This window comes from Neorhizobium sp. USDA 3394 (assembly GCF_056280385.1).
In genome coordinates, this window is sequence record NZ_JBWCDU010000001.1 from 3256525 (window position 1) to 3277291 (window position 20767).

The following is a 20767-nucleotide window of genomic DNA, read 5'->3' on the forward strand; positions in this document are numbered from 1 at the left end:
TGGCACACTTGGGAGACAAGTCATGACATCCGCCATTTCCCGTCGCCGCCTCTCGGAATGCACACTGGAAGATGCGGTTGAAGGCTTCACCACCGGTTTTTCCGGCTATGTGGTGCCGATGAACGTGACGGTCCCGTCGCTGCAGTTGCGCATCGAGCGCGATCATGTCGACCTCGATGAGAGCCTGGTCTATTTCGACGGCGAAAAACCGGCGGGCATTCTGCTGATTGGCCGGCGGGGCGATCTCTCGCGGGTCGGCGCGATCGGCATGGGGCCGACGATCCGCGGCAAGGGTGTTGGGCGCAGCGTGATGCTGGATGCGATCGAGGCCGCGAAGGCGCGCGGCGACCGAAAACTCATCCTCGAAGTGATCAACACCAATGAGCGGGCGCGCGATCTCTATCTGTCGCTCGGCTTTGTGAATACCCGTAAACTCGTGGGCTTCGGCCGCAGCCGCAAGCTTGCCGCGCCTGATGTGGCGCCGGCGGAGGAATGCGAGCTCGGGACGGCTGCCGGGATGCTCGCGAGGTTCGCGGACGCCGATCTCACCTGGCAGACAGATCCCCGCAGTTTCCAGAAATCCGGGCCGCCGCTGAAAGGGTTCGCGCTCGACGGCAAGGCTGCCGTGCTTCTGGATGATACGGGCAAGGACATCCGGCTCTTCGGTCTCGCAGTCGATCCCGCCCATCGCCGGCAGGGGTTTGGCCGGTCGCTGACCGATGCCCTCGCCGCCCGTTATCCGGGCCGCAGGCTGTTCATCATCGAAAACGTGCCGGAGGGTCTGCTCGACCGCTTCATGCGGCGGATCAGCTGGCGGAAAAGTAGCCTCACCCAGTCGGAGATGGCGATCGATCTGGTCTAGTCGGCGAGTTCGATCCAGGTCGGCGCATGGTCGCTGGCATGTTCGCGGCCGCGGACATGGCGATCGACGCCGGCCGCCTCCAGCCGGTCCGCGATCGAGGGGCTGAGCAACAGGTGGTCGAGCCGCAATCCCGCATCGCGGCCCCACGCATTCCGGAAATAATCCCAGAACGTATAGATGCGCTCGCCCGGGTGCAGCCTGCGGATTGCATCTGTCCAGCCTTGCTCCTGCAGCCGGGAAAAGGCCTCTCGTACCTCCGGCCGGAACAGTGCGTCATCCCGCCAGCGTTCCGGTTTGTAGACATCGAGATCTGTCGGCATGACGTTATAGTCCCCGGCAAGGACGATGGGCGCACCCGTATCCAGAAGCGCCTGGGCGTGGGTCGAAAACCGCTCGTACCAGGCAAGCTTGTAGGCGAATTTCGGGCCGGGGGCGGGATTGCCGTTCGGGGCATAGAGGCATCCGACCAGCACGCCCCGCACGGCGGCTTCTATATAGCGGCTGTGAAGATCTTCGGGATCGCCCGGCAGGCCACGGCGCGTTTCGATCGGATCGGCACCGCGGGCAAGGATGGCGACGCCGTTCCAGCTCTTCTGGCCATGCCAGATTGCGCCGTAGCCCGCTTTTTCGAGTGAACTGGCCGGAAACTTCTGCTGCGGCGCCTTCAGCTCCTGCAGGCAGACGACATCCGGCGTGGCCTCCTCAAGCCATTCGAGGAGCAGGTCGAGGCGACCGTTGACGCCGTTCACATTGAAGGTCGCGATCTTCATGGAAGCACCAACGCCGAGGCCGGCATTTGGATGCGGTTAAGCTTGTGAACAAAAGCGTTTTACAAATTAGCAAAACGTTCAGGGATAGTCCGGAAGATGCCTCTTCAATCGACCGCGCCCCGTCCGCGCGGGCAAAAACTATTTGTGGAGAGGCCGTCGATGGCGGAAGCAATCGAAAATAGCGTGCGCGAATTCATCGCGGAGAATTTTCTTTTCCGCGCCGACGCGCAGGTTTCCAACAACCAGTCGCTGCTCGAAAGCGGCGTGATCGATTCCACCGGCGTGCTCGAACTGATCGCCTTCCTGGAGCAGACCTACGGCATTACCGTCGCCGACGAGGAAATCGTTCCGGAAAACCTCGACAGCATCGACAACATGACGAGCTACCTGTCGACCAAGCTGGCTGCGGCCTGAGGCTGCGCCGGTGCGCATCGAGGCAAGGCTGCGCGACAGCGCCAGACGGTTCGGCCCCAAGCCCGCGCTGATCGCAGGCGATATCCGGCTGACCTACGCGGAGCTCGACGCCTCGTCCGATCGGCTCGCCGAAAGCCTTGCCCGCGACGGCATCAAGCCGGGTGACAGGGTGCTGATGGTGCTGGAAAACGGACACGAGGCTGTCGTCAGCTTCTTCGGCCTCTGGAAGGCCGGCGCCGTGCCCTGCCCGCTTTATCCGTCAATCAAGGCGGAAAAGCTCTCTGTCATTCTAAACAGTACCGAGGCCGCCGCGGTGATCACCCATGCCCGCCAGCGGGCAACCGTGGATGCGGCCATCGCCAGAACGAAGATGCAGCCGCTGACGGTCGTCGTCCAGGCGGATGCCGGCGACGATCTCGGTCGTGGAATGCGGTTCGAAAATCTGGTCAGCGGTGAGGTTTCCGTTCCGCTCAGGGACTTCGAAGACATCGAAGCGCTGGCGCTGCTGCTGCATACCTCCGGTTCAACCGGCCAACCGAAGGGCGTGATGCTCACCCACGCCAACGTTGGCGCCGCCTGCGAGGCGATCGTCACCTATCTCGGCAATACGGCCGAGGACGTCGTGCTCAGCGTCCTGCCGCTGTCCTTCGGCTACGGCATCACGCAGGTGGTGACGATGGTGATGGCTGGCGGCACGCTGGTTCTCGAAAAGAGCTTCGCCTTTCCGCGGAAGATCCTCGAACGGCTGGCGGAGGTAAAGGCGACGGGTTTCCCGCTCGTGCCGCCGATGGCCGCCCTGATTACCGGCATGAAGGACCTGGAGCCGGGTTTCCTGCCGCATCTGCGCACTATCACCAGCGCCGCCGCAGCCATGCCGCCGGCCCTTTCCGAGCGGTTGCAGCAGCTTTTTCCCGACACCCGGCTTTTCCTGATGTACGGCCAGACCGAATGCCTGCGCGCCACCTATCTGCCGCCTGAGGAGGTTTCCCGCCGGCCGCTTTCTGTCGGCCGCGCCATTCCCGGAACCAGTGCTTTCGTGATCGATGAGGACGGACGTCCCGTTCCTCCGGGCACGATCGGTGAACTCGTTGTCGAAGGGCCGCATGTGATGTCCGGTTACTGGGCCAACGGCCTGACCTCGGTACGGGCACTTTCGCCGGTTGCGGGCGGCAGGCGCCTGCACACCGGAGATCTCTTCCATGCGGATGCGGACGGCTTTCTCTATTTCGTCAGCCGGCGCGACGACATCATCAAGACACGCGGCGAAAAGGTCAGTCCACAGGAGGTCGAGCGCGCGCTCTATGCCTTGCCCGGCATCAGGGAAGCGGCGGTTGGCGGCATCGACGACCCGATCTTCGGCCAGGTCGTCCGCGCCTATGTGGTGGTGGAGGACGGCGTGACGCTTACCGAGCGGGAAATCATCCGCCACTGTGCTCAGTTGCTTGAAGATTACATGGTGCCGAAAAGCGTCGAGTTCCGCGACGCACTGCCACGCACGACGACCGGCAAGATCCGGCTCGGCGCGGACGAAACAAACACAGTCACACGGGGGAATGTCGCATGATCCAGAGCCTGAAGCAGGCCCAAAGGGCGGGGAAATTCTCGGCTGAAACCCTGAAGCTCGATGCGGAGGCCGAGATCGAGCGCATCTGCGGCTGGTTGCGGGAGACGGTGCTGAAGGACTTGCGCAAGCGCGGCGCCGTGCTGGGCTTGTCCGGGGGCATCGATTCCAGCGTCACCGCCGCCCTTTGCGCCCGCGCGCTCGGTCCGGGCAAGGTGACTGGCATCTTCATGCCGGAACATGATTCCGATCCGGACAGCCTGAAGCTCGGCAAGGCGCTTGCAGAAGCGGTCGGTGTCGAAACCGTTCTCGAAGATATCGGTCCGGCGCTTGCCGCGGCCGGATGTTATACCCGCCGCGACGGTTTCATCCGCCAGATCGTTCCGGAATTTGGCGAAGGCTGGGGCTGCAAGGTGGTGCTGGAAAATGCGCTGACCGGCCGCGGCTACAATATTTCCTGGCTTGTTGTCGCCAATCCGGCCGGCGAACAGAGCCGCCACCGCATGCCGCTCGAGGTCTATCTCGGCATGATCGCGGCCGCCAACATGAAACAGCGCACCCGCAAGCAGATCGAATATTACCACGCCGACCGGCTGAACTTTGCCGTCGCCGGCACGCCGAACCGGCTCGAATACGATCAGGGCTTTTTCGTGAAGAACGGCGATGGCGCTGCGGACTTCAAGCCGATCGCGCATCTCTACAAGAGCCAGGTCTACCAGCTTGCCGAAGCACTCGGCGTGCCCGCCGACATTCGCCGGCGCCCACCGACGACGGACACATGGTCGCTGCCGCAGGGCCAGGACGAGTATTACTTCTCGCTTCCCTATGATCGCATGGACCTCTGCCTCTACGGGCTCGACAACGGGATTGCGCGGGAAGAAGTCGGCGACGCCGCCGGGCTGACGCCGGACGAGGTGGACGCCGTCTGGCGCAATATCGCCTCGAAGCGGAAGGTGGCTGAATATCTGCATGCCGAGCCGGTGACTATGCTCGGTTAAGTGGGCTCGGCTAAGAAAGCTCAGTCGAACCGGTCGCCGATCAGGCGCGTCCAGCCTTCCCCGGCAAGGCCGCTGATCAGCGCCTGGCCGGACCTGATCGGCTCCAGCAGGCTCTTGTCGCGCGCCTGCGCGACAAAGAACGAGCGGCCGTAGAAAATGGTCTTGCGGCTCATCAGCGTCGGGATCAGCCATGGATGCCCGCCGCCGCGTATGCCGGAACATCCCATCTCGTAAGCATGGGCAAACAGGTCGTCGACCATTTCCGCGGCCGCGTTCGGCGCCGACAATGCCTGCAGCAACCAGCCGATCTCGCCGGGACCGGCGAAATACACGTAGGCCGCAACCGCTCGCCCGTCGGCAGAGAAGCCGACGCGCCATTCCGGATAGCCCAAATTCCGCTTGTTTTCCGCTTGATCCACGAACCACGCCAACGACCGATCATCCCAGCGCGGGCGAAGGGCATAGTTCGAGGCAAGTGTCAGAAGCGCCGTGCCGAACTCCTCGCGGGTGGCGTCGCGGAAGGTGATTTTCGAGGCGCTGCGCTCGGCCGGACGAAGAGGCGTCATACGGACGAGAGCCGAGCCGCGGTCGGCAATCCGGCCGAAGGGGCGCAGGAGGGCCGCGGGACCCAGCCGCCTGGCCAGCACCTCGACCGCCGCGGAAGCGGGACGCAGGATGCGCAGCCAATTCATGCTGTAACCGGGATCTAGCACATGGCCAGCCTTCTGCCACATGCCGAGCGCCGTGGAGTTGGCGGTTTCGGTCAGCGAGATATCCTGCGGGCCAGCGAGGAAGGAGCGCAGCAGCCGTGCGCCGGCGAGTGGATTTTCCTTCGGGTTCTGGACCATCATCGAGCCGGCAAAGGCGGCGCGAAGCGGCCGGCCATCAAGCTCCAGCCGGGACGGAAAGACGCCGATGAAACCGGAGACCCCTCCATCCCCCTTCTCGAACACCTTGGACCGAATATCCGGCTCCGCCCAGGGATGATCGAAAAAGGCTTCTTCCAGATAGGCTATCAATGAGGGCGACGGCGCATTCGATTTGCGAAACGTCTCCTGGAAAAGCTGCGCCACAGCCTCGATATCGCCGCGCTCGAAATCGCGGACCGTGCCCGCTTCCGTCTTTCCCGTCATAGCCATCCCCTTGTCGCGAGGACCTTGCATCAGGAGAATTAAATAAACGAAAAGAGGCCCCGCAACGCGGAGCCTCCGGAATTCCGTTGACGGAACGCTTACATCCAGTACGGCGGAACGCCGTAATAGTCGTAGATCGTCCGGCCCTTGTCGTTGTACCACGTATCGTCGTTCAGATCGCGGTAACGCGGGGCGCCGGTGATCTGGTCCTTGGTCAGGTCGATGCGATAACCGTCGAGCTCTTCGTCGTAGCGAAGCTTTTCCCAAGGGAGCGGGTAATAGTCGTCGCCGATGCCGAGAAAGCCACCGAAGCTCAGGACCGCATATCCGACGCGGCCGCCGCGCTTTTCGAGAAGCACGCGGGCGATAGAGCCGATATGCTTGCCGTCGGCGCCATAGACCTTGGTCCCTTCCACCTTATCGCTGGCGATCAGCGACGGAGTGTCCTTGACATAGGGGTCCTGTCCGGCTCGTGGTTCGTGATGCAACATTGTGCGCCTCCTTTGTGATTCCTCATGCATTTTGTTACGCTTGGAAAACGCCCGACCCTTTCGGATGTTCCGGCTTCGGTCCAAATACGCTCGGTTGTCAGCCTCAGGCTATCGTTGACGTTTACGTCAAAGTTAGATAGCTGTTTAAATCTGTGCGGATGGCTTGATGCTGTCGCGGCATGGCATAATCTGTTGTTCGCGGGGAAGGTGGAGGACCTGACTTGCACGCGCCGGGAAAGCGCGGAACAACAACAAGAACGATAGAGGAGGTCGGCATGAACGAAGTCACCGCACGTACCGGTGCCAATCCACCCAAGATCTGGCTCGCCTCCTATCCGCCGACGGTGCCGGCCGAGATCCCGCCGCTGCAGCATCATTCACTCGGAGGCCTCTTCGAGGACAGCTGCGCTCGGTATGCGGACCGCCCGGCCTTTTCGAGCATGGGCAAGTCGCTGACCTTCCGTCAGCTCGAAGCGGAAAGCCGCAAGATCGGTGCCTGGCTGCAGGCCCAGGGCCTCGTCAAGGGCGACCGCGTGGCGGTGATGCTGCCGAACATTCTGCAGAACCCGGTTATCGTATACGGCATCCTTCGGGTCGGCATGGTGGTCGTCAACGTCAACCCGCTCTACACCCCGCGAGAACTGGCCTACCAGCTGAAAGATGCCGGCGCCAAGACGATTTTCGTTCTTGAGAACTTTGCCCATACCGTGCAGCAGGCTTTGCCCCAGACGGAGATCAAGCAGGTGGTTGTCGCCACGATGGGCGACATGCTCGGCCTGAAGGGCCACATCGTCAATCTGGTCGTGCGCAAGGTGAAGAAGCTGGTGCCGGAATGGTCGCTGCCATCGGCACGAAGCTTCAAGCAGGTGATCGCCGAAGGCGCCCGACAGACGATGAACCCGGTCGAGGTCTCGCCTCGCGATATCGCCTTCCTGCAATATACCGGCGGCACGACCGGCGTTTCCAAGGGCGCAATCCTCACCCATGCCAACCTGCTCGCCAACAAGGAACAGATGGGCCTGTGGCTGGAAACCGCCTTCCTCGACAAACCGCGCCCGGAGCAGATCCAGTTCGTCTGCGCCCTGCCGCTCTATCATATCTTCGCGCTGACGGTGAATTCGCTGATGGGGGTTGCGACCGGCAGCCACAATATCCTGATCGCCAATCCGCGCGACATTCCGGCCTTCGTCAAGGAACTGCAGAAGTACAAGATCCACGTCTTCCCCGGGCTCAACACGCTGTTCAATGCGCTGATGAACAATCCGGACTTCCAGAAGCTGGATTTCTCCTCGATGATCCTCGTTTTCGGTGGCGGCATGTCGGTGCAGCGGCCGGTCGCCGAACGCTGGCTGAAAATGACCCATTGCCAGATCACCGAGGGTTACGGCCTGTCGGAAACCTCGCCGGTCGCCACCGCCAACCGGCTCGACGCCACCGAATTCAGCGGCATGATCGGGCTTCCCATCTCGTCCACGGAAATCTCGATCCGTAACGACGACGATTCCGAGGTGGAACTCGGCGATGTCGGCGAGATCTGCATCCGCGGCCCGCAGGTGATGGCTGGCTACTGGAACCGACCGGACGAAACGGCCAAGGTCATGACGGCAGACGGCTATTTCCGGACCGGCGACATGGGCTACATGGACCGTCAGGGCTACACGAAGATCGTCGATCGAAAGAAGGACATGATCCTCGTCTCAGGCTTCAACGTCTATCCGAACGAAGTCGAGGAGGTCGTCGCAACCCATCCCGGCGTGCTGGAATGTGCGGCGATCGGCGTGCCGGACGAACATTCCGGCGAGGCGGTGAAGCTTTTCGTGGTCAAGAAGGATCCCAACCTGACGGAGGCGGACCTCAAGGCCCATTGCGTGGCCAGCCTGACCGGCTACAAGCGCCCGCGCTTCATCGAATTCCGCACCGAGCTGCCGAAATCCAATGTCGGCAAGATCCTGCGGCGGGAGCTGCGCGGCTAACCTACCGTTGCAACGCTGCGACAGACGACGACCAAGCGTATGTCACAAAGCCGAATCCTTCCGTTAGCGGTGGACGACGCGGCAGTCATTGATTAGCCCTTTCCGGGGGGGCTGGTCAAAGCATGTTGGAGTTCGCTTGGAAAGCCGCGCCGGATTTTCGTTTCGCGTGATAGCCGTCGTCACGGTGCTGAGCGTCCTTGCAGGCTGTGCGGGGCGTCCCGAAGGCGTGCTCATTCCGACCAATAGCCAGGCAGCCGGAACCTCGAAGGTCGACGTGCTGGTGGCAACCACTCGCCGGTCTTCCCAAACGCCGGGCGTCCTCTTCTCCGGCGAGCGTGGCAAGGAACCCGTCGTTACCGAGATTGCGGTCTCCATCCCGCCGGACAAGGCTCGCGAGGTCGGGCAGGTGCAGTGGCCATCGAAGCTGCCTGCCAATCCCGCGAAGGAGTTCGCTACCGTTTCCGTGACGCCGCTCGCCACCCCGGCGGCTCAATCCTGGCTGAAGGGCCACCTGGGCAAAAGCCGGCGCGTGCTGGTCTTCGTGCATGGTTTCAACAACCGCTACGAGGACGCGGTCTACCGCTTCGCCCAGATCGTCCACGACTCCAATGCCGATGTGGCGCCGGTGCTGTTCACCTGGCCGTCGCGCGGCAGCGTCTTCGCCTATAACTACGACAAGGAAAGCACCAACTATTCCCGCGATGCGCTGGAGGAGATGCTGCGCCGGCTGGCGAAAGAGCCGAACGTCGGGGAAATCACCGTCATGGCCCATTCGATGGGATCGTGGCTGACCGTCGAGGCGCTCCGCCAGATGGCAATTCGGGACGGCCGCGTGGCGCCGAAGATCCAGAACGTCATCCTCGCCTCCCCCGACCTCGATGTCGACGTGTTCGGCCAGCAGCTTGCCGAGATCGGCGAGAAGCGGCCGCATTTCACGCTGTTCGTTTCCCGCGACGACCGGGCGCTCAGCCTGTCGCGACGGATTTCCGGCAATATCGACCGGCTCGGCCAGGTGGATCCGACCGTCGAGCCCTATCGCAGCGAATTCGAGAAAGCGGGAATCGCGGTTCTCGACCTCACCGCGCTCAAGACCGGCGACCGGCTGAACCACGGCAAATTTGCCGAAAGCCCGGAAGTGGTGAAGCTTATCGGCAACCGGCTGATCGCCGGGCAGGCTGTGAGCGACTCGGATGTTGGCCTTGGCGACCGGCTCGGCGCCGTGGCCTTGGGTGCTGCCCAGACGGTCGGCGGGGCGGCGAGTGTCGCCGTGAGCACGCCGATCGCGATCTTCGATCCGGCGACGCGACGCACCTACAACGACCAGGTCGACCGGCTCGGCAATGCCGTCGGCAATACGGTGACGACCGCTGTCGGGCAATAAACACGCCATCGCTTTCGACCGTGCTTGATTTGACATAGAAACGGAATAGGTTCCCGATCGTCCCATTCCGAATGCCGAGGAATCACCCATGCAGGCCATCGTCCAAGACCTGAAAGCCGCCGTCGCGAAAACCAATGCCACGGATATCCGCGCTGCCTTTGCCGCCGATTCCGGTCGTTTCGCGAAGTTCAGTGCCACGTTCGACGACCTCCTCATGGACTATTCCAAGACGGCCGTGAATGACGAGATCATGGTGCTGCTCGAAAAGCTGGCGGATGCCGGCGGGGTTGCCGCCAAGCGCGAGGAGATGTTCTCGGGCGTCGCAATCAACTTCACTGAAGGCCGCGCCGTACTGCATACGGCGCTGCGCAACCGCGCCAACACGCCTGTCCTGGTCGATGGCAAGGACGTGATGCCGGATGTCAACGGCGTGCTCGCCGCCATGGGCAAGTTCGCCGACGGCATCCGCTCGGGGGCGCTCAAGGGCGCGACCGGCAAGAAGATCACTGATATCGTCAATATCGGCATCGGCGGCTCCGATCTCGGCCCGGTCATGGTCACCCTGGCGCTCGCACCTTTCCACGACGGCCCGCGGGCGCATTTCGTCTCCAATGTCGATGGCGCGCATATTGCCGACACGCTGAAGCTGCTTGATGCGGAAACGACGCTGTTCATCGTCGCTTCCAAGACCTTCACGACCATAGAGACGATGACCAACGCCGCCTCGGCGCGCGCCTTCATCGCCGACAAGCTCGGGGAAGCGGCCGTCGGGCATCATTTCTGCGCCGTCTCCACCGCGCTCGACAAGGTCGCCGCCTTCGGCATCGAGAGCGACCGCATCTTCGGGTTCTGGGACTGGGTCGGCGGACGTTATTCCATCTGGTCTGCGATCGGCCTGCCTTTGATGATCGCTGTCGGCCCGGAGAACTTTGGCAAGTTCCTGGATGGCGCGCATGCGATGGACACGCATTTCCGCACCGCGCCGGTGCGCCAGAACCTGCCGATGCTGCTCGGCCTGATCGGCTTCTACCACCGCAACGTTCTCGGTTATCCGTCGCGCGCCATCCTGCCGTATGACCAGCGGCTATTGCGCTTCCCGGCCTATCTGCAGCAGCTCGACATGGAATCGAACGGCAAAGGCGTGACGATCGACGGCACGCCCGTCGAGGGCAATTCCGGTCCGGTCGTCTGGGGCGAGCCCGGCACCAACGGCCAGCACGCCTTCTACCAGCTCATCCACCAGGGCACGACGGTGATCCCTGCGGAGTTCATGATCGCCGCCAACAGTTTCGAGCCGCATCTGCGCCACCAGCACGAGCTGCTGATCGCCAATTGCCTCGCCCAGTCGGAAGCGCTGATGAAGGGCCGCAGCGTGGCGGAAGCCAAGGCGCAGCTCACCTCGAAGGGAATGGGCGACAAACAGGCCGATTTCATCGCGCCGCATCGCGTCTTCACCGGCAACCGCCCGTCAATCACCTTCGTCTACGACAAGCTGACGCCATTCGCCCTCGGCCGGCTGATCGCGCTCTACGAACATCGCGTCTTCGTCGAAGGCGTGCTCTTCCGCATCAACTCGTTCGACCAGTGGGGCGTCGAGCTCGGCAAGGAGCTGGCGACCGGCCTGCTGCCCGTCGTGGAAGGCAAGGAGAGCGCCGGCAGCCACGACGCCTCGACGCAGGGGCTGGTGAAGGCATTGCTCGCCGCCCGGAAATGACGTTTCGGCCCTCATCAGGGGCCGAACTATTTCCCTTGCAGACGGAGGGTTTCATGGAAGGCAAAGAACTCAGCCGCACGGCTCGCACAGTTGCGGGCCATCGCGCCGCCCACCAGATTGCCGACAACGCCTTCGTCTTCAAAGATCCCTATGCTCGCGATTCTCCGCACGAAAGCCCGCAATCGATCCGATTGAGCGATCGTCAGTTACCTCCTCGTAGGATACCCACGAAAACACCCATTTCCGTTCCTCGTCCCCGGACCAAAAGGGTGCCGCCGGGCTGAAAGTATTTGCCCTCAGGGAAAGGAAGACAAAGGCGATTAAAGAAGAATGGCATGTCGGCGATAAAAATGGGAACTGGGCAGCGTCTGGATTCAGAGCGGGAAGATTCGACCTTAAATGCCAGCTCGACCGATTGACCGAATACGATCGCAATCATCATCGGCACCCCGACGACCAAGGCTATCTTGCCCAATAGAAACCCCACGACCGGCGTGCCCCATATCGCCATGGCTCTCCTGAAACCACCAGCGTTAACAGCACTTGCCGTTTTAAAGGCGACCCACCAAACAAAGATTGCCATGACGCCCCCGGCAAATATTGCGGCCGCTTCAGTTCTCGCGACCCAATCGGGAGCCGGCAGAAAACTGAAGCCAACAATCTCGGAGAAGATCGGTAGCGCGGCCAGTGTGGTGCCGGCCGCTAGTGGTATCCTTATCCAAGTGGGCAGAGTGAACTTATCGGTGCCCCGAAGCATAAGCCGACCGCCTACAGCCCGATCTCGTGGGCAAACGGCGGGTTGGCGCCCGCCCGCGACACTGTGACGGCAGCGGCCTTTGCGCCGAGTGCCAAAGCCTTGCTCACGGCATCCTCGGCCAGGCCCGCGACCTTTTCCTTGGTCAGCAGGCCTTGCATCTTCAGCGAGGCCAGAATGCCCGCATCGAACGTATCGCCGGCGCCGACGGTGTCGACCACCGTGACGCGCTCGCTCGGCACCGACACCTTGAAGCCCTTGGTATAGCCGGTCGCCCCATCCGCGCCGCGGGTGAGGACCACCAGCTTGGCGCCCTGATCCAGCCAGTGCGCCGCCAGCGTATCGTGGTCGCCCTGCATGCCGAACCAGTCGAGATCCTCATCGGAGAACTTGATGATATCGGACATCGCGGCCATCCGGCGGACGCGGTCCATGTGCTTCGGCTTGTCCTTGATGAAGCCCGGGCGGATGTTCGGATCGAAGGAGATCACCCGCTTCTGGTATTCGCGGGCCATCAACGCCTCGTAAGTGCCGCCGCAAGGTTCGGGGATCAGGCTGATCGCGCCAAAATGCATGGCCTCGCAGTCATCGCCGAGCGCCGGCAGGTCGGCCTCGGTGATCATCCGGCCGGCAGTGCCTTCGTCGTAGAAGGCATAAGTCGCCTGGCCGTTGACGAGTTTCACGAAGGCAATCGTGGTCGGTCGGGAAGAGACAGCAGCAAGGCTGTAATCCACGCCGCTCTTTGCCAGCGTGTCCCGCAGGACGTCGCCCATCAGATCGTCGGAAATGCCGGTGAAAAACGCAGTCGGCTGACCGAGCCGGCCAAGCGCAATCGCGGTGTTGAAGATCGCACCGCCCGCGTAAGGCGCAAAGCCTTTTTCACCGAGCGTGGTGTCACGCGGAAGCATATCGATCAGGGCTTCGCCGCAGCACAAAATCATAAAATCCTCCCGCGCGCTTTCTCAGCAGTTTTCAATCGATTAAGCGAGCTTTTGCCAAAAGGCCAGAGCAAAAAATCAGAGCGCGATCTCACTGACGCCGCCGTTGCGGCCCGACCAGGCCAGCGGCGCGTCGAGAAAGGCCTCGACTTCCGACAGGGTGTTGTCATCGAAAAGCTTGCCGTCCCTGGCTGCCGCCAGGACGTTGCGCCAGGTGGCGATGTGATGAAGCTTCACCTGGCCGTTCGAGAAACGCTCGTAGGCTTCCGGGAAGATATCATAGAAGAAGAGCGCGATGCCGTGATCCACGGTAGCGCCGGCTGCCCGGATCGCATCGATGAACTTGAACATGCTGCCGCCGGCAGTCGTCAGGTCCTCGATGACCAGCACGCGCGCGCCCTCCGGCAGATGGCCCTCGATCTGGGCATTGCGCCCATGGCCCTTCGGCGCCTTGCGAACGTAGATCATCGGCAGGCCCAAGCGTTCGGCGAGGAAAGCCGCAAAGGGTATGCCTGCAGTCTCGCCGCCGGCAACGCAGTCGAACTTCTCGAAACCGGCGTCGCGCATGACGGTCGCGGCCGCGAAATCCATGATCGCCGAGCGGATGCGCGGATAGGAAATCAGCTTGCGGCAGTCGATATAGACCGGGCTCATCAGGCCGGAGGCAAATTTGTAGGGCTTATCGGCGCTGAAATGGACCGCTCCGATCTCCCAGAGCATCTTCGCCATCAGTTCGGCCATTACGCCGCGGTCCGGAAATGTGGTTTGAATCATACGCCCGCTCCTTTTGTCAAAACCACGCGCCGCAATAGCAGCATGCGGCCGAGTATGCCAGACGATGCGAAAAATAAGGATGGAGTCAGGCGGTGGTGCGTGTTTCGCTCGTATCCACGGGGCGCAGATAGCCGGCGACATGCACGCGGTCGCGGCCGGCCCGTTTTGCTTCATAGAGCGCGTTGTCGGCTAGGCCGAGCACGGTTTCGAAAGGCTGTCCGGTCGGCGCACCGACCGCGACACCGGCGCTGACCGTGCATTTGAGCACCGCGTCGCCGATAATGATCTCGCGAGCGGCGAAGCGACGAGAGATGTCATTGGCGATCCGTTCGGCGCGTCCGGGAAGGACGTTGACGAGGATCATCACGAATTCCTCGCCGCCCAGCCGAGCCACGGTGTGCCGAATTTTCGTGCCGCTTCTGAGATCATCGGCAAACAACCTCAGCACCTCGTCGCCGGCGGCATGGCCGTGCTGGTCGTTGATGGCCTTGAACCGATCGATATCGAAAACGACGACGGCGGTCGATGAACCCAGAGTGCGGTGGCCATGCTGCTCGAAGAGAGCGCGGCGGTTGAGAAGCCCTGTCAGCGCATCGGTGATCGCCTCGTGGCGATGGTGGGCCGCCATGCGCCACTGATGCAGCGCCAGAGACAGTGCGCCGATGCCGGTCATGCCGGCGATGCAGACAGCGATATTGAGGTTTTCGGCCCAGTTGTCGGGCGCGTGGCCCAGCACCCATTGTTGTCCGTCGATCAGGACGATAGCACATAGGGCGAAAGACACCGCGGTGGCGGCGTAGAGCACCGCCATTCCAATCAGCGGTCCCGGCGCTTCCCGGCGCGCCTGCCAATATTGCCTGGCGGTTTCGAGAAGCAGCACGGCCGCCCCAAGATTCATGACGATGAACCCCAGACCGTCGAGGCCGACGATCATCAGCGGCAGGCCGAAAATCAAGAAAGCGGCGGTAATGGCACCGGCCATTCTCCAGGGCCGCGTCCCGCTGCGGAACTGTACCGATGCCGCATAGATCGTGCTGAACCCCGCCATCAGGAACGTATAGGCAATCGAGCCACCGACGACGTCGGCCTCAACGGTATAGGTGCTGTAGGCGAAGATGCCTGAAACCGTGAGACAGAGCGCGATCACAAGGGTGAGAAGGAAGGAATCGGAGCGGCGCGAATACCATGTCCCGAACAGCGTCACCATCAGGCACGCCGCCGAGACGCCCAGCGCGAGCAGAAGAGAATGGTAGTCGAGCATCATGCCTAGCTTTCTCTTCGGGTTCATCCCCGCCAGAAAATCTTGGGCGCCAAGCTAAGCCCGGATTCTATCCAAAAGGTTACCGGATCGATCTGAACAACATCAATCCGGACATCATTAGCATTTACTTATCAAGCACATGCCAGTGCAGCGGGAACATCGGATCGAAGACCGTAATCGGCCCGGCGCCGCTATCGCGCTTGTCCGGAAACTTCACCGGCTCTTCGCGCTTTTCAAGCGTAATCGTCTCCTCGTTCGGCTTCAGGCCATACCAGGCTGGGCCGTTCAGCGAGGTGAAAGCCTCCAGCCTGTCGAGCGCATTTTCGTCCTCGAACACATGCGCAAGGCAGCTCATGGTGTTGACCGATGTGTAGATGCCGGCACAGCCGCAGGCACATTCCTTCAGCGGATCGACATGGGGGGCGGAATCGGTGCCGAGGAAGAAGCGGGCATCACCGGAAGTCGCCGCCGCGCGTAGTGCGAGGCGATGGTTCTCGCGCTTGGCGACCGGCAGGCAGTAATAATGCGGGCGAATGCCGCCGACGAGGATGGCATTGCGGTTGATGATCAGGTGGTGGGTGGTGATCGAGCCGGCGAGATTGCCCTTCGACGACTTGATGTAATCGATGCCGTCGGCGGTCGTCACATGTTCCATGGTGACTTTCAGGTCCGGCAGGCGTTTGCGCAACGGATCGAGCACCGTTTCGATGAAGACGGCCTCGCGGTCGAATATGTCGACCTCCGGCGTGGTCACCTCGCCATGCACGCAGAGCGGCAGGCCGATCTTCGCCATGCGCTCCAGAACCGGCATCGCCTTGTTGAAGTCGCGCACGCCGCCATGGGAGTTGGTCGTCGCACCCGCGGGATAAAGCTTTACGGCCGAGATCAGGCCGCTCTTTCTGCCCTCTTCCACATCGTCCGGATCGGTGTGTTCCGTCAGGTAGAGCGTCATCAGCGGTTCGAAGCGGTCGCCGGCCGGAAGGGCGGCGAGAATGCGCTCGCGATAGGCCTTGGCATCCGTCGTCGTCACCACCGGCGGCACGAGGTTGGGCATGATGATGGCGCGCGCGAAATGCCGGCTCGTATCGCCGATCACCGCTTGCAGGACGTCGCCGTCGCGCAGGTGAAGATGCCAGTCATCGGGGCGGCGGAGCTTAAGCGTTTTCATGGGAGGCTTCCGGACGTGATCGATCCGTCCGCCATAACATCAATGGTTCGGACAAAACAATCAGATCATGACAGGAACCTGCAATCCGCCGGGCCAGACGCGTGGTAATTTTCACGCAAATGTGCGGAGCCCAGAGGCTTTCCATGCACGAAACATGAAAGGCGCACGGAACCGGCGCCAGCTTGCAGCGTTCGTTAAGCAATCTGAAGAATCAGTAAATCGGAGCGGACAATGAAATCCCGCCTATCCAAAGTCAACAGGGGTTTTGCAATTGCCACAGGTACTGCCGTCGCGCTTTGCGCGCTGACGGTTTCGCCCGGCGCCGAGGAACGTGCCAGCCTGCAGTTCGTCTCGGCGATGCAGACGGAATGCGACCGTCTTGCGGGCAGCCCTTACGATCAGCAGCGTAACGGCGCATTTGCGCCGGTCGGTATTTCCGAGATCGACGGCCACCGCCGTGGACGCCTGCCGCGTGGCCTTTGATACGACCGGCAATCCGCGGTTCGCCTATCAGCTTGGCCGGGCTCTGAATAAGACCCAGCAGGCCGACCAGGCGATGAACGCCTACGATGTAGCCGTCCAGGCCGGTTACGCCGCCGCCAAGGTAAATTTCGGCATGCTGATGGGTCGGCTAGGCGACGAGCAGTCTGAGTTCCAGCTCTATACCGAGGCTGCCAATAGTGGCAACGTGCTTGCTGCCTACAATCTCGGAGTTGCCTATCGCGACGGCCTCGGCACCCAGCCGGACATCAAGCGGGCGCTCACCTGGTTCGAAAAGGCGGCTGCGGAAGGCGACGATACCGCTGCCTTCAATATCGGCGCTATCTATGACGAAGGCCAACTCGTGGAGCAGGACGACCAGACGGCGATCGCCTGGTACGACCTTGCGGCTCAGCGCGGCAATGCCGATGCGATGATAAACCTCGGGCTGATGTACGAAGCCGGCGAAGGCATCGAAGCCAATGTCCTCAAGGCGGCCGAAATGTACGGCAAGGCCGCGGAGAAAGGTGACGTCTTCGGCGCCTACAAATTTATGCAGATGCAGGAGCTGGGCGTTGTCCCGGATCCGACCGACCGCGCTACGACCGAAGGCGTCAATTCGCTGGTGCTGAAGCCCGGCGACATGGAACAGTCGGCCGGCACCGGCAAGGAAATCTGAAACTCAGATTTCCCCGGCGGATGGGCCCCACACGTCGGTCATTGCAAATCCGTCCGACAGCGGGTCAAACGGATCAAGGGCAATCTGATGCAGACCGAAGGTAAAACCGCGGCCGGTGATCGTCGGGATGATCGCCGGCTTTCCTGCGACCTCCGTTTCGGACGCCAGCCCCACCTCGAACTGGGAACCGATGATCGAGCGCGACTTGAAGACGTCCCCAACCTTTACCTTACCGCGCGCATGGAGCGCCGCCAGATTGGCGGAATTGCCGGTGCCACAGGGCGAACGGTCCGCCCTCCCCGGCCACATCGTCGTGCAGGTCCGCACCGTGCCGTCGGCTTCCGTATCGCGGAACATCACGTAAGCGACGCCCGAAATCGCCGGAATTTCCGGGTGCACGACCTCGACCTGTTTGTTGATCAGGTCCTTCAGCACCATGCCGGCCTGGACGAGCGCTGCAGCATTGCCCTTTTCGATCGTCAGGCCGATCTGGCCGACATCCACCAGCCCGTAGAAGATCCCGCCGTAACAAAGATCGAGCGTGATCTCGCCCCATGACGGGGTCTGAACCTTGACGTCGAGCTGATGCACGAAAGACGGCACCATGGTGAGCTTCACCTTCTCGCAGCGGCCATCGCGGCAGGTGGCGGTCGCACGCACGAGGCCGGCCGCGGTTTCAAGCGTCACGACGGTTTCAGGCTCCTGCATTTCGACAATGCCGGATTCCAGAAGTGCCGTCGTCACGCAGATCGAGTTCGAACCGGAACTCGCATGCGCCTGGTCGGGCTGCAGGATGATGAAGGCGGCGTCCGCATCGGGGTGCTTCGCCGGCAGCAGCAGGTTGACCGAGCCGATCGGCGCACCGCGCGGCTCAAGGCAAAGGAAGCGGCGAAGCTCGTTGCCTTTCGGATCGGTGTTCAGCCAGTGAAGTTGGGCCGCAACCGTTTCGCCCGGGATCTTCGGTACGCCGCCGATCGCGACCTTGCCGATCTCACCCTCGCAATGAACGTCCAGCAGCTGGATCGTGCGCTTCCATCTCATTTCAGATACTCCGATCAGACGTGACGGGTGATGCCGCCATCGACGCGGATGTTCTGCCCGGTGATGTAGCCGGCTCCATCCGACAGCAGGAAGGCGGCCGTCTTTGCGATTTCTTCTACCTGGCCGACGCGCTTCATCGGTACCTTTTCCGCCGTTCCGGGCTTGTGATCGAGACTGTCGATGAACCCCGGCAGGATGCAGTTCATGCGAATGTTGTCGGCCGCATAACGATCCGAGTAGAGCTTTGTGAAGGCACCTGCAGCTGCGCGGTAGGTGCAGGAAACCGGGAAGACGAGCGAGGGCTCGAAGGCGGCGAAGGTGGTGATGTTGACGAAGGCGCCCTTGCCCTGTTTCAGCATGACCGGCGTCACCAGCCGCGCCATGCGCACCAGCGACAGGATCATCATGTCCGAGCCGAGCGTCCAATCCTCGTCGCTGATGTCGAGCAGGTCACCCTTCGGCGGATGGCCGGTATGATTGACCACGGCATCGATGCGGCCATAGGTCTTCATGGTAAGGTCGAAGATCGCCTGGATTTCCTCGGCCTTTTCCGCGACGCCGCGGGAGGCCACGCCGCCGAGTTCGGCTGCCAGCTTCTCGCAGCTTTCCGAGGGCGACATCAGCGCAAGCTTGTAACCCTCGGCGTGCAGTTCGCGGGCGATCGCCTCACCCATGCCACGCCCGCCGCCGGTAATCAGCGCGACCTTTTCCGTCTCAGCCATCGGAATCTCCTTGGGGTCTTTATCCGCCTGCGAACAGGCTTCCCGAACAGATATATCAGCCTCGCCGGTTTGCCTACCGTCTTCAGCGAAGCCAGAGATAACCGAGGTTGAGCTGCATCTTGCCGTCGCCGTAATAATAGGGCCGCGAGAGAGATTTTGCAGGCGACGCGGTTAATCCGAGGGTATCGACAGAGGAAAGATCGATCGGCGGCGAGCCCGTGCCGCCCCCGCCTTCGCTCCAGATCGCCAGAACCGGCCCCTTCATGTCATCCGGGGCCGGGAAGCCGGCGATCGGCTGTTCGGAATTGATGACCGGCACATCGGGAAACTGTAGCCGCATATTGCCGGCGAGATGCATGCCGGCCGCAACGATCACGGCCGGCCGGCCTTCCGCTTTCAGCGCCTCCGCGACGGAGGCGAGCGGATAGTTGATCCGTGTATAGGCGCCGGTGAGCCCAGCCGTGAAAGTCTTGCCCGCCAGCGGAACCGATGTCACAGCCATGATGACGATGAAGACGGGGACGAGGCGCTTGAGATGGAGCGTGGCATCGATGCCCGCTCGTTCCAGCTTCAGCAGGAGATAGAGTGGCAGAGGCAGGAGATAGGGATCCAGCCAGCGCTCGGTGATCTTGGTCGTGCCCGTGAAAAGGATCACCCCTACGACACCCAGCAGGCCCACTGCCATCATCAGGCCCAGCAGGCGCGTCCAGCGGTCGCCGGCGGTCAGCGATCGCCTGAAGTCCTTTTTGAAGGCGACTGCGAAGATGATGACGGTCAGGGCGCCGAACGCGATGCAGGCGAGCATCAGCGAGGCTAGGGCGCGTGCGATGCGGGCAATACCATGCGGGGCATTCGCCTCGACCATCTTGCCGATCGTGCCGGATGTCGCGAGATCGAGATTGCCGAGAAGCCAAAGCGCATGCGGGAGGACGATTGCCAGGCTAATGACCGCAGTCAGGAGGATCCGCAGGTCGAAAAGCCGGGCACGCCATTCCCTGTCGCAGCATACGGCAATGAGGGCGGAGGCAGGCAGCAGCCCGAAATTGTATTTCGAGATCATGCCGATGCCGGTCGCTACTCCGACGATCACGTAGCCCTGCCAATCGGCCCGGACAAGGGTTCGGAACAGGCCGTAGAGGAACAGCGACGTCGCCATCAGCACCGCCACGGTGTGCGTCAGATCCTGCTGCGGCATGTAGGAAAGCTGCGGCAGGGTGAGCAGGCTGAGCATCGCCATCGCCGCAAAGGCGGGTCGGGCGTCGATCTCACGCGCCGCCATGCCAAAGAATACGTAGCACAACAGCAGCATCAGGAATTTCGGCAAGGTCAGCGAAAAGAGCGAGATGCCGATGACGCTGACAAAGGCATTCTGAACCCAGTTGTAGAAAGGCGGCTGCGGCCCGTACCCGGCAAGCCAGTATTGTGAAAACAGCGCCTGCTCGGCCTCGTCCAGCGTCAGTGCGTTGGGCAGCATCAGGCGGACAGCGATGCTCAGCAGGAAATAAGCGCCCAGGAAAAGCGCCGCGGGCCGAAGGCCGCCAGCCAGAAACGCTGCCAGCCGACCGGGTTTGTTCAACTCTTCTGAACGCACCGCGCCCACGCTCTCGCGATTCATTTTCGCCTTATGAGAAAGTTATCACACGAAGCGGATGG

The 20767-nt window shown here is 62.1% G+C and carries 20 protein-coding genes; 9 read left to right on the plus strand and 11 right to left on the minus strand.

The genetic code is table 11. The annotated features are described in order from the left end of the window. Nucleotides 1-22 precede the first annotated feature (22 nt). Nucleotides 23-862 (plus strand): GNAT family N-acetyltransferase, encoded by an 840-nt coding sequence (locus ACZ9EJ_RS16045; RefSeq protein ID WP_046628067.1) that lies wholly within the window; start codon nt 23-25, stop codon nt 860-862. Here ACZ9EJ_RS16045 and xth read toward each other — a convergent pair. Further along, the gene (gene xth, locus ACZ9EJ_RS16050) at nt 859-1632 is read right to left on the minus strand and encodes an exodeoxyribonuclease III (RefSeq protein WP_046628065.1); all 774 of its coding nucleotides are present in this window, start codon (nt 1630-1632) and stop codon (nt 859-861) included. The genes ACZ9EJ_RS16045 and xth overlap by 4 nt on opposite strands. Nucleotides 1633-1791: 159 nt before the next feature. Between xth and ACZ9EJ_RS16055 the strand changes: the two genes are divergently transcribed. From ACZ9EJ_RS16055 to nadE, 3 genes are read left to right on the plus strand one after another with little or no spacing between them, the layout of a single operon-like run. Then, nucleotides 1792-2046 (plus strand): acyl carrier protein, encoded by a 255-nt coding sequence (locus ACZ9EJ_RS16055; protein WP_046628063.1) that lies wholly within the window; start codon nt 1792-1794, stop codon nt 2044-2046. A gap of 10 nt (nt 2047-2056) precedes the next feature. Continuing rightward, the gene (locus tag ACZ9EJ_RS16060; protein WP_046639810.1) at nt 2057-3610 is read left to right on the plus strand and encodes a class I adenylate-forming enzyme family protein; all 1554 of its coding nucleotides are present in this window, start codon (nt 2057-2059) and stop codon (nt 3608-3610) included. Further along, nucleotides 3607-4605, plus strand: a complete 999-nt coding sequence (gene nadE / locus ACZ9EJ_RS16065) for an NAD(+) synthase (RefSeq protein ID WP_046628058.1) — start codon at nt 3607-3609, stop codon at nt 4603-4605. The genes ACZ9EJ_RS16060 and nadE overlap by 4 nt, the downstream gene beginning before the upstream one ends. A gap of 20 nt (nt 4606-4625) precedes the next feature. Here the strand turns inward: nadE and ACZ9EJ_RS16070 are convergent, their stop codons facing one another. Both ACZ9EJ_RS16070 and ACZ9EJ_RS16075 read right to left on the minus strand, forming a co-directional pair. Further along, nucleotides 4626-5738 carry a hypothetical protein gene (locus ACZ9EJ_RS16070; RefSeq protein WP_046639809.1) on the minus strand — a complete coding sequence of 371 codons (1113 nt, stop codon included), beginning with the start codon at nt 5736-5738 and terminating at the stop codon, nt 4626-4628. Between the two features lie 98 nt (nt 5739-5836). Further along, the gene (locus ACZ9EJ_RS16075; RefSeq protein ID WP_037079326.1) at nt 5837-6229 is read right to left on the minus strand and encodes a PRC-barrel domain-containing protein; all 393 of its coding nucleotides are present in this window, start codon (nt 6227-6229) and stop codon (nt 5837-5839) included. 275 nt (nt 6230-6504) lie between these two features. On the opposite strand from ACZ9EJ_RS16075, the gene ACZ9EJ_RS16080 reads away from it, so the two are divergent. The 3 genes from ACZ9EJ_RS16080 to pgi all read left to right on the plus strand — a co-directional run bounded on the left by ACZ9EJ_RS16080 (nt 6505) and on the right by pgi (nt 11297). Next, entirely contained in the window at nt 6505-8202 is a 1698-nt protein-coding gene (locus tag ACZ9EJ_RS16080; RefSeq protein WP_046639808.1) for a long-chain fatty acid--CoA ligase, read from the plus strand. A gap of 136 nt (nt 8203-8338) precedes the next feature. Then, nucleotides 8339-9583 (plus strand): alpha/beta hydrolase, encoded by a 1245-nt coding sequence (locus tag ACZ9EJ_RS16085; RefSeq protein WP_046628053.1) that lies wholly within the window; start codon nt 8339-8341, stop codon nt 9581-9583. An 88-nt stretch (nt 9584-9671) separates the two neighbouring features. After that, nucleotides 9672-11297 (plus strand): glucose-6-phosphate isomerase, encoded by a 1626-nt coding sequence (pgi, locus tag ACZ9EJ_RS16090; protein WP_046639807.1) that lies wholly within the window; start codon nt 9672-9674, stop codon nt 11295-11297. 202 nt (nt 11298-11499) lie between these two features. Here pgi and ACZ9EJ_RS16095 read toward each other — a convergent pair whose 3' ends face one another. The 5 genes from ACZ9EJ_RS16095 to pyrC all read right to left on the minus strand — a co-directional run bounded on the left by ACZ9EJ_RS16095 (nt 11500) and on the right by pyrC (nt 16192). Beyond that, complete coding sequence (locus ACZ9EJ_RS16095; protein WP_046639806.1) at nt 11500-12054, minus strand: hypothetical protein; 555 nt, start codon at nt 12052-12054, stop codon at nt 11500-11502. A gap of 11 nt (nt 12055-12065) precedes the next feature. Beyond that, complete coding sequence (locus tag ACZ9EJ_RS16100) at nt 12066-12992, minus strand: carbohydrate kinase family protein (RefSeq protein WP_046639805.1); 927 nt, start codon at nt 12990-12992, stop codon at nt 12066-12068. A 75-nt stretch (nt 12993-13067) separates the two neighbouring features. Further along, a complete protein-coding gene (locus tag ACZ9EJ_RS16105) occupies nt 13068-13763 on the minus strand; it encodes an orotate phosphoribosyltransferase (protein WP_046628047.1) in 696 nt (231 codons plus the stop codon). 85 nt (nt 13764-13848) lie between these two features. Continuing rightward, the gene (locus tag ACZ9EJ_RS16110; protein ID WP_046639804.1) at nt 13849-15027 is read right to left on the minus strand and encodes a GGDEF domain-containing protein; all 1179 of its coding nucleotides are present in this window, start codon (nt 15025-15027) and stop codon (nt 13849-13851) included. Between the two features lie 121 nt (nt 15028-15148). After that, on the minus strand, nt 15149-16192 hold the full coding sequence (gene pyrC, locus ACZ9EJ_RS16115; RefSeq protein ID WP_046639803.1) for a dihydroorotase: 1044 nt from the start codon (nt 16190-16192) through the stop codon (nt 15149-15151). Nucleotides 16193-16423: 231 nt separating this feature from the next. Between pyrC and ACZ9EJ_RS16120 the strand changes: the two genes are divergently transcribed. Together ACZ9EJ_RS16120 and ACZ9EJ_RS16125 are read left to right on the plus strand one after the other, a co-directional pair. Continuing rightward, a complete protein-coding gene (locus ACZ9EJ_RS16120) occupies nt 16424-16675 on the plus strand; it encodes a hypothetical protein (RefSeq protein WP_476099394.1) in 252 nt (83 codons plus the stop codon). Beyond that, nucleotides 16665-17351 carry a tetratricopeptide repeat protein gene (locus ACZ9EJ_RS16125; protein ID WP_476099396.1) on the plus strand — a complete coding sequence of 229 codons (687 nt, stop codon included), beginning with the start codon at nt 16665-16667 and terminating at the stop codon, nt 17349-17351. Before ACZ9EJ_RS16120 ends, ACZ9EJ_RS16125 begins: the two co-directional genes overlap by 11 nt. A gap of 3 nt (nt 17352-17354) precedes the next feature. Here the strand turns inward: ACZ9EJ_RS16125 and ACZ9EJ_RS16130 are convergent, their stop codons facing one another. The 3 genes from ACZ9EJ_RS16130 to ACZ9EJ_RS16140 form a co-directional block, all read right to left on the minus strand. Continuing rightward, entirely contained in the window at nt 17355-18392 is a 1038-nt protein-coding gene (locus ACZ9EJ_RS16130; RefSeq protein WP_046628041.1) for a 4-hydroxyproline epimerase, read from the minus strand. 14 nt (nt 18393-18406) lie between these two features. Continuing rightward, nucleotides 18407-19114, minus strand: coding sequence for an SDR family oxidoreductase (locus tag ACZ9EJ_RS16135; RefSeq protein ID WP_046639802.1), 708 nt, complete (start codon nt 19112-19114; stop codon nt 18407-18409). Between the two features lie 82 nt (nt 19115-19196). Next, on the minus strand, nt 19197-20729 hold the full coding sequence (locus tag ACZ9EJ_RS16140) for an ArnT family glycosyltransferase (protein WP_251089676.1): 1533 nt from the start codon (nt 20727-20729) through the stop codon (nt 19197-19199). Nucleotides 20730-20767: the final 38 nt, after the last annotated feature.

Bases quoted from the DNA above. Each gene is read 5' to 3' on its own strand.
- ACZ9EJ_RS16070 (WP_046639809.1), bottom strand. From the start codon at position 5,738: ATGACGGGAAAGACGGAAGCGGGCACGGTCCGCGATTTCGAGCGCGGC.
- ACZ9EJ_RS16130 (WP_046628041.1), bottom strand. From the start codon at position 18,392: ATGAGATGGAAGCGCACGATCCAGCTGCTGGACGTTCATTGCGAGGGT.
- xth (WP_046628065.1), bottom strand. From the start codon at position 1,632: ATGAAGATCGCGACCTTCAATGTGAACGGCGTCAACGGTCGCCTCGAC.
- ACZ9EJ_RS16135 (WP_046639802.1), bottom strand. From the start codon at position 19,114: ATGGCTGAGACGGAAAAGGTCGCGCTGATTACCGGCGGCGGGCGTGGC.
- ACZ9EJ_RS16120 (WP_476099394.1), top strand. From the start codon at position 16,424: ATGAAATCCCGCCTATCCAAAGTCAACAGGGGTTTTGCAATTGCCACA.
- ACZ9EJ_RS16095 (WP_046639806.1), bottom strand. From the start codon at position 12,054: ATGCTTCGGGGCACCGATAAGTTCACTCTGCCCACTTGGATAAGGATA.
- ACZ9EJ_RS16080 (WP_046639808.1), top strand. From the start codon at position 6,505: ATGAACGAAGTCACCGCACGTACCGGTGCCAATCCACCCAAGATCTGG.
- nadE (WP_046628058.1), top strand. From the start codon at position 3,607: ATGATCCAGAGCCTGAAGCAGGCCCAAAGGGCGGGGAAATTCTCGGCT.
- ACZ9EJ_RS16110 (WP_046639804.1), bottom strand. From the start codon at position 15,027: ATGATGCTCGACTACCATTCTCTTCTGCTCGCGCTGGGCGTCTCGGCG.
- pyrC (WP_046639803.1), bottom strand. From the start codon at position 16,192: ATGAAAACGCTTAAGCTCCGCCGCCCCGATGACTGGCATCTTCACCTG.
- ACZ9EJ_RS16100 (WP_046639805.1), bottom strand. From the start codon at position 12,992: ATGATTTTGTGCTGCGGCGAAGCCCTGATCGATATGCTTCCGCGTGAC.
- ACZ9EJ_RS16055 (WP_046628063.1), top strand. From the start codon at position 1,792: ATGGCGGAAGCAATCGAAAATAGCGTGCGCGAATTCATCGCGGAGAAT.
- ACZ9EJ_RS16075 (WP_037079326.1), bottom strand. From the start codon at position 6,229: ATGTTGCATCACGAACCACGAGCCGGACAGGACCCCTATGTCAAGGAC.
- pgi (WP_046639807.1), top strand. From the start codon at position 9,672: ATGCAGGCCATCGTCCAAGACCTGAAAGCCGCCGTCGCGAAAACCAAT.
- ACZ9EJ_RS16045 (WP_046628067.1), top strand. From the start codon at position 23: ATGACATCCGCCATTTCCCGTCGCCGCCTCTCGGAATGCACACTGGAA.
- ACZ9EJ_RS16105 (WP_046628047.1), bottom strand. From the start codon at position 13,763: ATGATTCAAACCACATTTCCGGACCGCGGCGTAATGGCCGAACTGATG.
- ACZ9EJ_RS16140 (WP_251089676.1), bottom strand. From the start codon at position 20,729: ATGAATCGCGAGAGCGTGGGCGCGGTGCGTTCAGAAGAGTTGAACAAA.